This is a genomic window from Rhizobacter sp. P2_H3 (assembly GCF_056403355.1).
The window spans coordinates 1-8,118 of record NZ_JBFUFQ010000247.1 but is presented as its reverse complement, the minus strand read 5'-3'; the positions used below and the strand labels follow the sequence as shown (position 1 = coordinate 8,118).

The window sequence follows — 8,118 nt, the reverse complement described above, 5'->3', positions numbered from 1 at the left end:
GCAGTGCCGAGGCCGACCGCTGGCCGCAACTCGGCCTGAATGCCGGCGCCACGCGCAGCCGCTCGGCGCCGGCGCAGGCCGGCGTGCCGGCCGGCACGCCGGTGTCGCCGTCCACCGTCTACACGGCCGGCCTGGGCGCGAGCTACGAGGTCGACCTGTTCCAGCGCGTGGGCAACGGCGTGAATGCCGCGCGGGCCGACGCCGAGCAGGTCGAGGCGAGCTACCGCTCGGTGCTGCTCGCGCTGCAGGCCGACGTGGCGCAGACGTATTTCGCGCTGCGTGCGCTCGATGCCGAAGCGGCCCAGCTCGATGCGACGCTCGCGCTGCGCACCGAGAACGTGCGCCTGATCGGCAAGCGCTTCCAGGCCGGCGACGTTGCCGAGCTCGACGTGGCGCGCTCGCGCACCGAGCTGTCGACGCTGCAGGCCGAGGTGGTCGCGTTGCGCGGCAGCCGCGCGCGGATCGAGCATTCGCTCGCGCTGCTGCTCGGCCAGGCCCCGTCGGGCTTCAGCTTCGAGAACCAGCCGCTCGCGCTCGACGCCAGCGTGCCGGTGGTGCCGCCGGGCCTGCCGTCGGCGCTGCTGGAACGCCGGCCCGACGTGACGGCCGCGCAGCGCAGCATGGCGGCGGCGACGGCACGGGTCGGCGTCGCGAAATCGGCGCTGTTCCCGGCACTCGCGCTGACCGCCAACGGCGGCTATGCGTCGAACGAGCTGAGCGAGCTGTTCAAGACCAACGCGCAGTCCTGGCTGACCAGCCTGGTGTTCTCGCTGCCGATCATCGACGGCGGGCGCAACAAGGCCGCGGTCAAGCGGGCCGAGGCGCAGCTCGAAGGCGCGGTGGCCGACTACCGGCAATCGGTGCTGACGGCCTTCGCCGACGTGGAAGACAACTTGTCCGGCCTGCGCTCGGTGCGCGAGCAGGTGGGCTTCACCGATGCGGCCGTGGCCTCGGCGCGCCGCGCCGCGGAGTTGGCCGACAAGCGCTACCGCGCCGGCGAAGACAGCTACCTGCAGCTGCTCGAAGCGCAGCGCGACCTGCTGACCATCGAGCGGCAGGCGGTGAAGCTGCGCGGCACCTGGGCCACGACCACGGTCGGCCTGATCCGCTCCCTCGGCGGGGGTTGGGAAACCACCCAGTGACACGGGGCCCGTTCATGCGGGCATGATGTCGGCCGATGTAAGACGACCCGCCCGAGCGCGACTCAGGCGGGTCGTTTCATCTTTTCACCGATGGCGACGCCATCCCTGAACCCCGATAGGAGAACCGCATGAACAACCGTCTGATCGCTTCATCCGCCCTCGCTTCCGTGCTGGCCCTGGGCTTGCTGGGCCAGGCCCAGGCTGCCGACGAGAAGGCCAAGGAGAAGTGCTTCGGCATCGCGAAGGCCGGCCAGAACGACTGCGCCAACACGTCGGGCACGCATTCGTGTGCTGGCCAGTCCAAGGTCGACAACGGCGCCGACGAGTGGAAGTACGTCGCCAAGGGCACCTGCAAGAGCCTGGGCGGCAAGACCGCCGAAGAAGCCAAGAAGCAGTGAGCCGGCGGTGAGTGCCGCCGCGCTGCCGTCGCTCGACCGCCCGGTCGGCATCGGCTTGCGCCAGCCTCACTATGCCGAGCTGCTGGACCGCCCGTGGGAGGGCCGGCCGCTCGGCTTCGTCGAGGTGCATTCCGAGAATTTCTTCGCTGACGGCGGCGCCGCGATCGCGGTGCTGCACGAGGCGCGCTCGCGCTGGGACGTGAGCCTGCACGGCGTCGGGCTGTCGCTGGGATCGGCCTGCGGGCTCGATCCGTGGCACCTCGACCGGCTGGCGCGGCTGGCCGAGCGCATCGAGCCGGTGCGCGTCTCCGACCATGCCAGCTTCGCCCGCGCACCGGGCGGCCCGGCGGGCGCCGGACTGCTGCACGCCAACGACCTGCTGCCGCTCGCCTTCACGCGCGAGGCGCTCGACGTGATGGCAAGCAACGTGACGCAGGTGCAGGAGCGCCTGCGCCGGCCCATCCTGGTCGAGAACCTGTCGGCCTACCTTGCCTGGCAGGACCGGGAGATGAGCGAGCCCGAGTTCTTCAACCAGCTGACGCGCCGCACCGGCTGCGGGTTGCTGCTCGATGTGAACAACCTGGTCGTGAACGGGCTGAACCGTGCACGCGACGACGCTGATGCGGTGCGCGGGGCCTGCGACTGGATCGACGCGATCGATGCGGCCAGCGTCGGCGAGATCCACCTGGCCGGCTACCTCGAACTGCCCGACATCGTGATCGACGACCATGGCAGCCGCGTGCATGAGCCGGTGTGGCGTGTGTTCGCCCATGCGATCGACCGGCTGGGGCCGCGGCCGACGCTGGTCGAATGGGACACCGAACTGCCGCCGCTGGCCGTGCTGCTCGAAGAAGCGGCGCACGCCGAACGGGTGATCGCCGGGGCAGGCCAACGATGAACGAGCTCGAACGCCAGCAGGCGCTGCTGCGCAGCCTGTGGGCGCGCGATGAAGGCGCATCGCTGGCCGCTGCGGTGGGCGAGCAAGGCGCCCGGCTGCTGCGCGGCTGGCAGGCCTACCAGGCGAACGGCGGTGCCTCGGCCGAGCGCGCGTTGGCGGCACGCTACCCGACCGTGCAGGCGCTGCTGGGCGAGGAGTCGTTCGCGGCGCTGGCCCGCGCGTTCTGGCAGGCGCACCCGCCGCAGCGCGGTGATCTCGCCGAGTTCGGCGATGCCTTGCCCGGTTTCATCGCCGAGAGCGATCAACTGGCCGACGTGCCTTACGTGGCCGACAGCGCGCGGCTCGATGCGCTGGTGGCCCGCTGCGAGCGGGCGGCCGACACCGAATGCGACACCGCGAGCCTCGCCTTGCTGGCCGAGACCGATCCGGCCGGACTGACGCTCGCGCTGATGCCGTCGGTCGGCCTGCTCTCCAGTGCCTGGCCGGCGGCGAGCCTGTGGCTGGCGCACCGCCCCGGCGACGATGCAGCCGCCCGCCTCGAGGCCGCCCGCGGGGCGCTCGATTCCGGCCGGGGTGAGCACGCGCTGGTGTGGCGCGACGGTTGGCGCCCGCGGGTGCAGGCGATCGGCGGGCCCGAGGCGCGCTGGACGCAGGCCTTGCTGGAGGGCCGACCGCTGTCGGAGGCACTGGACCGCGCAGGCGAGGAAACCTTCTCTTTCGAACCCTGGCTGTTGCAGGCCTTGCAGCACGGCTGGTTGGCCGGCGCCCGTCGCTGCTGACCTGGCATCCGGGCTGCGAAAGAAAGCACGTTGCCCGCCGACCAAGGCCCATCGAATCGAAAGAGATCCCCATGAGCCTCACCCCCTTGCTGACCCTGTGGAGCCGCTTCGTCGCGCTGCTGGAAACCCTGCAGCCGGTCGCGCAGCTGGCGGCGCGGCTGTACGTCGCGCAGGCCTTCTTCCTGTCCGGCCTGACGAAGATCCGCGACTGGGACACCACGCTCGCGCTGTTCAACGACGAATACCACGTGCCGCTGCTGCCGCCCGGGTTGGCCGCGGTGATGGGCACCGGCGGCGAGCTGGTGCTGCCGGTGCTGCTGGCGCTGGGCCTGGCCGGGCGCTTCGCGGCGCTCGGGCTGTCGGTGATGAACATCGTCGCGGTGCTGAGCCTGGCCGAGATCGCACCGGCCGCGCTGCAGCAGCACCAGTTCTGGGGCAGCCTGCTGATCGGGCTGGCGCTGTGGGGGCCGGGCGCGCTGTCGCTCGACCGGCTGATCTCGACCCGATGGGGCATTCGTCCCGGGTTGGCGCCGCGCTGACGCCCCCGGGCAAGGGCCGGGGCACAATGCGGGGTTGCACCCGCCTACCCCTTGCCCTCGATGAAGCATCTCGTTCTGCTGGGCGCCGGGCCCGCCCACCTCCAGGTGCTGCGCGAGTTCGCGGCGCAGGCGCTGCCCGCGGCGCAGGTCACGCTGGTGGCGCCCTCGCAGCGCCCGATGGCGGGCGCGGCGCTGCCCGGCTGGGTAGCAGGCCGCCGCAGCCTCGACGACAGCGTCACGCCGCTGCTGCCGCTCGCGCAGCAGGCCCACGTGACGCTGGTCGAAGGCGAGGTCGATTCGCTCGATGCCGCCGCGCGCCGCGTGACGCTCGCCGGCGGCCAGGTCATCGACTACGACGCGCTGAGCCTGGACCCCGCGCCGGTGATGGACCGCGACGCGATCGCCGGCGCCCGCGAGCATGCCCTCTTCATGCAGCCCGGCGAGCAGTTCGTGCTCCTGTGGGATGCGCTGCTCGCGCTGGCGCAGCAGCGCACGCTGAGCGTCGTGGTCGTCGGTTCGGGCATCGCCGGCGTCGAGCTGTCGCTCGCGGTGCAGCGGCGCCTGGGCAAGCGGGCGCGCGTCGCGCTCGTCACCAACGGCGGCCCGCCGCTGCCCGATTTCCCGTCGTCCGCGCAGGTCCGCATGCACCGCATCCTGAAGCGCCGCAACGTCACGCTGTTCGAGGAGCGCTGCGTCGCCCTCGGCGGGCGGCAGGCGATGGTCGGCGACGGCATGCGCCTGGTCTGCGACGCGCCGTTGCTGGTGCTGCCGGGCCGCGCACCGTCGTGGGTGGACGGCAGCGGGCTGCTGCTCGATCCCGAGGGCGGTGCGGCCGTCGGCCCGACCTTGCAGAGCACCTCGCACCCCGAGGTGTTCCGCGGCGGCGACGACCCCGCGACGCTCGCCATCAACCTGCGCCGCTTCGTCGCCGGCGGGGCGCTGGTCACCGCGAAGCTGGCCCAGCCTGCGCTGCGCTGGGTCGATTGCGGCGATGGCGACGCGCTGGTCAGCTGGGGCGCCTGGTCGTTCGAGGGCCGCTTCGTGGCCTGGCTGCTGAGGCGGCGCGAGCGCGCTGCCGGCGCGCGGCCCGGCAAGCCGCCGCTGCCGGCCTCGGTCGTGGCCCCGGTGGCCTCAGAAGTCGAGCGGCCGGAAAACGAGGGTCATCGGTGACGGCACGCGGCCGTTCTCGTCGCGCGGCAGGGAGGCGGTCTTGTCGATCGCACGCAACACCGTCTCGTCCCACTCCGCGACGCCGCTGGGCTTCGTGACGCGCCGGCTGAGGATGGTGCCGTCCGGTCCGGTGCGCACCTCGACCTCTACCCGTGGGTTGCCGTCGATGGTCGTGATCAACGTGATGTTGGGTTTGATCGCACCGACGATCTTGCCGCGGTAGTTGGCCGACGGCGCCGCGTCGTGCGCGGCGGTGCCGGTGCTGGTGGCCGCGCCGGTGGCGCCGGCCTGGCCGAGGATGCGCTCCAGCTGCTTCTTGCGCTGGTCTTCAGTCTGCGCGGTCTGCCGCTCGAGCTCCTTCTTCTTGCGATCGGCTTCGGCCTTCGCATCGGCGACGCGCTTCGCCTCCAGAGCCTTCTTCTCTTCGGCTTCCTTGTCCTGCTGGGCCTTCAGTTCCTTCTGCTTCGCCTTCTCCTTCTCGATCGCGATCTGCGGATCGGGGGCAGGGCGGGGCGGCGGCGGAGGCGTCTCGGCCTTCGGCTCGGGGGCGGGTTTCGGCGCGGGCGGCGGCGGTGCAGGCGGCGGCTCGACGGCTCGCGGCGCGGCCACCTGCGGCATCGCGGCCCACAGCTCGGCCGAGGCCGCCACCGGCTCGCTCGATTGCCAGTTCACGCCGAAGGCCAGCGCGGTGATCAGCAGCACGTGCGCGCCGGCCGCGAACACGAAACCGGCCCCGGCGCTGTCGACGTTGTCGGGCCGCAGCGCGTCGTGCTCGCGGAAGTGCAGGAGGGAGCCGGTGCTCATCAGGTTCCGGCGTTCTTCACCGACAGCCCGACGCGCAGCACGCCGGCGCGCTGCAGCGTGTCCATCACGCGCACCACCGCCTCGTACTTGACCTGGCGATCGGCCGAGATCACGACCGGCGACTGCGCATTGCCGCCCTGCGCCTCCTTGACGGTGGCGGCGAGCGCCGTGAGCTTCAGCGGGGACGGCTCCTTGCCGTCGACGCGCAGCTTCAGGCTCTCGTCCTTGCCGACGACGACCTCGATCACGTGCTCCGGCTGCTGCTTGCTCCTGCCGACGGTGGGTAGATCAACCACGCCGGTGGTGATCAGCGGCGCGCTGACCATGAAGATGATCAGCAGCACCAGCATCACGTCGATGAACGGCACCATGTTCATCTCGGAGATCGTGCGGCGGCGCGTGCCGCGGCCGGCGACGGCGGGCATCAGCGCACCCCTGCCGCGCCGGGCACGCCTGCCGGGACCGTGGGCAGCGGCTGCGTCGCGTTGCGTTGCAGGATGTTGGAGAACTCCTCGATGAAGGTCTCCAGCTGGATCGCGATGCGGTCGATGTCGCGTGCGAAGCGGTTGTAGGCGATCACCGCCGGGATCGCGGCGAAGAGCCCGATCGCGGTGGCCACCAGCGCCTCGGCGATGCCGGGGGCGACGGTCGCGAGCGTCACCTGCTGCAGGTTCGACAGCCCGACGAAGGCGTGCATGATCCCCCACACCGTGCCGAACAGCCCGACGTACGGCGACACCGAACCGACCGAGGCGAGGAAGGACAGGTTCGATTCGACCGCGTCGAGCTCGCGCTGGAAGCTCGCGCGCATCGCGCGGCGCGAACCGTCGAGCAGCGCGCCGCCGTCGACCACGCGGCGCTCGCGCAGCTTCATGAACTCGCGCATGCCCGACGCGAAGATGCGCTCCAGCGGTGCGCTGTGCGCCTTCTGCGAGGCGGCGCTGAACAGGTCGTTCAGGTTCTTGCCGGCCCAGAATTCGCGCTCGAAGTCATCGTTCATCGTGCGCACGCGGCGCAGGCCGAACAGCTTGCCGAAGATCACCGTCCAGCTGCCGAGCGACACGAGCAGCAGCCCGGCCATCACGAGCTGAACCACGAAGCTGGCATGCAGGATGAGGCTGATGATGGAAAAGTCTTGGTTCATGCGATGGCGTCGAGGATGTCGTTGGGAATGCGTCGCGGCTTGAAGGTTCCGGTGTCCACGCAGCCGATGCGGATCTCGCCCTCGGCCAGCGTCTGCCCGCCGCGGCAGGCCGCCTGTGCGAGCCGGATGCTCGCACGCCCCGATTCGACCACACGCACGCTGACCTCCAGCAGGTCGTCGAGCCGGGCCGGGCTCAGGTAGCGCACGCGGGTGTCGGCGACGACGAACATCGCGCCGCCTTCGGTGCGCATGCGCTCCTGGTGGAAGCCGAGCGAGCGCAGCCACTCGGTGCGCGCGCGCTCGAAGAACTTCAGGTAGTTGGCGTAGAACACCACGCCGCCGGCGTCGGTGTCTTCCCAGTAGATGCGCAGCGGATGGAGGAAGGCGGGAGCTTCGGTGGACGTCATGGGGCGCGAACAGCAGGCCGCGGGGCTGCACGGCGCGGGTCGCGCCATGCGGCGCCGATTATGGCTGCACGCGCTTGTAGACCGGCCCCCAGACGGGGTGACCTTGTTCCGACTTGTTCAGCGCGAAGGCCGGATCCGCGTGGCGCGCGGCGCGGAACGCCGCCTCGCAGTCGCTGGTGCGGCTGCTGGTGCAGTAGATGAACGCGAGCTGCTTGTGGGCCGCGGCGCGGTCGCGCGGCGACACCAGGCCGGTCGACAGCGCCAGGTTCAGCTGCTTCTCGGCCTCGGGGTACTGGCCGTCTTCATAGGCGCGGATGCCGGCCTGCAGCGCCCGTTCGGCGGGCCGCGAGGTGACGTCGAGCAGGCCGACCGGCGGGGGCGGGGTCAGCGCGCAGCCGGTGGCAAGCAACGCTGAGGCCAACAGGACAACGGGAAACAGTCTCATGATCCGAATCGGTATTTGAGGTTGACCGGTTGGCCCGGCACGACATTGACCGTCGAACTGTAAGGCGGAAAGTCGTCGTTGCGAATCGTCACGACATGGCGGCCCTCGGACAGCGTCAGCTCGTTCAGCGGCGGCGCGGTGCCGACCGACCTGCCGTCGACCTCGACCTGGCCCCAGGGGCTGATGGCCAGCCGCACGACGCCGGTGGCGACGACGACCGGCGCCGCCGCGGCAGCGCGTTCACGGGCCTCGCGGGCACGGCGTTCCTTCAGGGTTTCCTTCGGCGGCACCGGTGCCTTGCGGGGGGCGTCGTTGCCCGAGGCGGCTGCCAGCACCGGCTCGGGTGCGGCAGCCACGGCCGCCGGCAGGGCGGCCGCGGCGATGTTCACAGG

The 8,118-nt window shown here is 71.5% G+C and carries 12 protein-coding genes; 6 read left to right on the top strand and 6 right to left on the bottom strand.

Going from position 1 to position 8,118, the window contains the following annotated elements; genetic code table 11:
• The 6 genes from AC1D1T_RS27515 to AC1D1T_RS27490 all read left to right on the top strand — a co-directional run.
• On the top strand, nucleotides 1-1,142 hold a 1,142-nt coding region (locus AC1D1T_RS27515; protein WP_477992867.1), incomplete at its 5' end, for an efflux transporter outer membrane subunit.
• A 128-nt stretch (nucleotides 1,143-1,270) separates the two neighbouring features.
• Nucleotides 1,271-1,540 carry a BufA1 family periplasmic bufferin-type metallophore gene (locus tag AC1D1T_RS27510; RefSeq protein ID WP_047504648.1) on the top strand — a complete coding sequence of 90 codons (270 nt, stop codon included), beginning with the start codon at nucleotides 1,271-1,273 and terminating at the stop codon, nucleotides 1,538-1,540.
• Nucleotides 1,541-1,547: 7 nt separating this feature from the next.
• Nucleotides 1,548-2,438 carry an MbnB/TglH/ChrH family RiPP precursor modification enzyme gene (locus tag AC1D1T_RS27505; protein WP_477844958.1) on the top strand — a complete coding sequence of 297 codons (891 nt, stop codon included), beginning with the start codon at nucleotides 1,548-1,550 and terminating at the stop codon, nucleotides 2,436-2,438.
• Nucleotides 2,435-3,217 carry an HvfC/BufC family peptide modification chaperone gene (locus tag AC1D1T_RS27500; RefSeq protein ID WP_477827877.1) on the top strand — a complete coding sequence of 261 codons (783 nt, stop codon included), beginning with the start codon at nucleotides 2,435-2,437 and terminating at the stop codon, nucleotides 3,215-3,217. The genes AC1D1T_RS27505 and AC1D1T_RS27500 overlap by 4 nt, the downstream gene beginning before the upstream one ends.
• Nucleotides 3,218-3,288: 71 nt before the next feature.
• Nucleotides 3,289-3,756 carry a DoxX family protein gene (locus AC1D1T_RS27495; protein WP_477827878.1) on the top strand — a complete coding sequence of 156 codons (468 nt, stop codon included), beginning with the start codon at nucleotides 3,289-3,291 and terminating at the stop codon, nucleotides 3,754-3,756.
• A 60-nt stretch (nucleotides 3,757-3,816) separates the two neighbouring features.
• The gene (locus tag AC1D1T_RS27490; RefSeq protein WP_477827879.1) at nucleotides 3,817-4,926 is read left to right on the top strand and encodes an NAD(P)/FAD-dependent oxidoreductase; all 1,110 of its coding nucleotides are present in this window, start codon (nucleotides 3,817-3,819) and stop codon (nucleotides 4,924-4,926) included.
• Here AC1D1T_RS27490 and tolA read toward each other — a convergent pair.
• From tolA to AC1D1T_RS27460, 6 genes are all read right to left on the bottom strand, one after another.
• Nucleotides 4,888-5,730: a cell envelope integrity protein TolA gene (tolA, locus tag AC1D1T_RS27485; RefSeq protein ID WP_477992866.1), complete on the bottom strand. Its 843-nt coding sequence runs from the start codon at nucleotides 5,728-5,730 to the stop codon at nucleotides 4,888-4,890. The two genes, AC1D1T_RS27490 and tolA, sit on opposite strands and share 39 nt — an antisense overlap.
• Nucleotides 5,730-6,155, bottom strand: coding sequence for a protein TolR (gene tolR, locus AC1D1T_RS27480; protein ID WP_465111805.1), 426 nt, complete (start codon nucleotides 6,153-6,155; stop codon nucleotides 5,730-5,732). Before tolR ends, tolA begins: the two co-directional genes overlap by 1 nt.
• Nucleotides 6,155-6,874, bottom strand: a complete 720-nt coding sequence (tolQ, locus tag AC1D1T_RS27475) for a protein TolQ (protein WP_477828255.1) — start codon at nucleotides 6,872-6,874, stop codon at nucleotides 6,155-6,157. Before tolQ ends, tolR begins: the two co-directional genes overlap by 1 nt.
• Nucleotides 6,871-7,281 carry a tol-pal system-associated acyl-CoA thioesterase gene (ybgC, locus tag AC1D1T_RS27470; RefSeq protein ID WP_047504625.1) on the bottom strand — a complete coding sequence of 137 codons (411 nt, stop codon included), beginning with the start codon at nucleotides 7,279-7,281 and terminating at the stop codon, nucleotides 6,871-6,873. The genes tolQ and ybgC overlap by 4 nt, the downstream gene beginning before the upstream one ends.
• 58 nt (nucleotides 7,282-7,339) lie before the next feature.
• Nucleotides 7,340-7,702: a TssQ family T6SS-associated lipoprotein gene (locus tag AC1D1T_RS27465; protein ID WP_477992865.1), complete on the bottom strand. Its 363-nt coding sequence runs from the start codon at nucleotides 7,700-7,702 to the stop codon at nucleotides 7,340-7,342.
• Between the two features lie 20 nt (nucleotides 7,703-7,722).
• A partial coding sequence (locus AC1D1T_RS27460) for a PEGA domain-containing protein (RefSeq protein ID WP_477828254.1) occupies nucleotides 7,723-8,118 on the bottom strand: 396 nt, incomplete at its 5' end.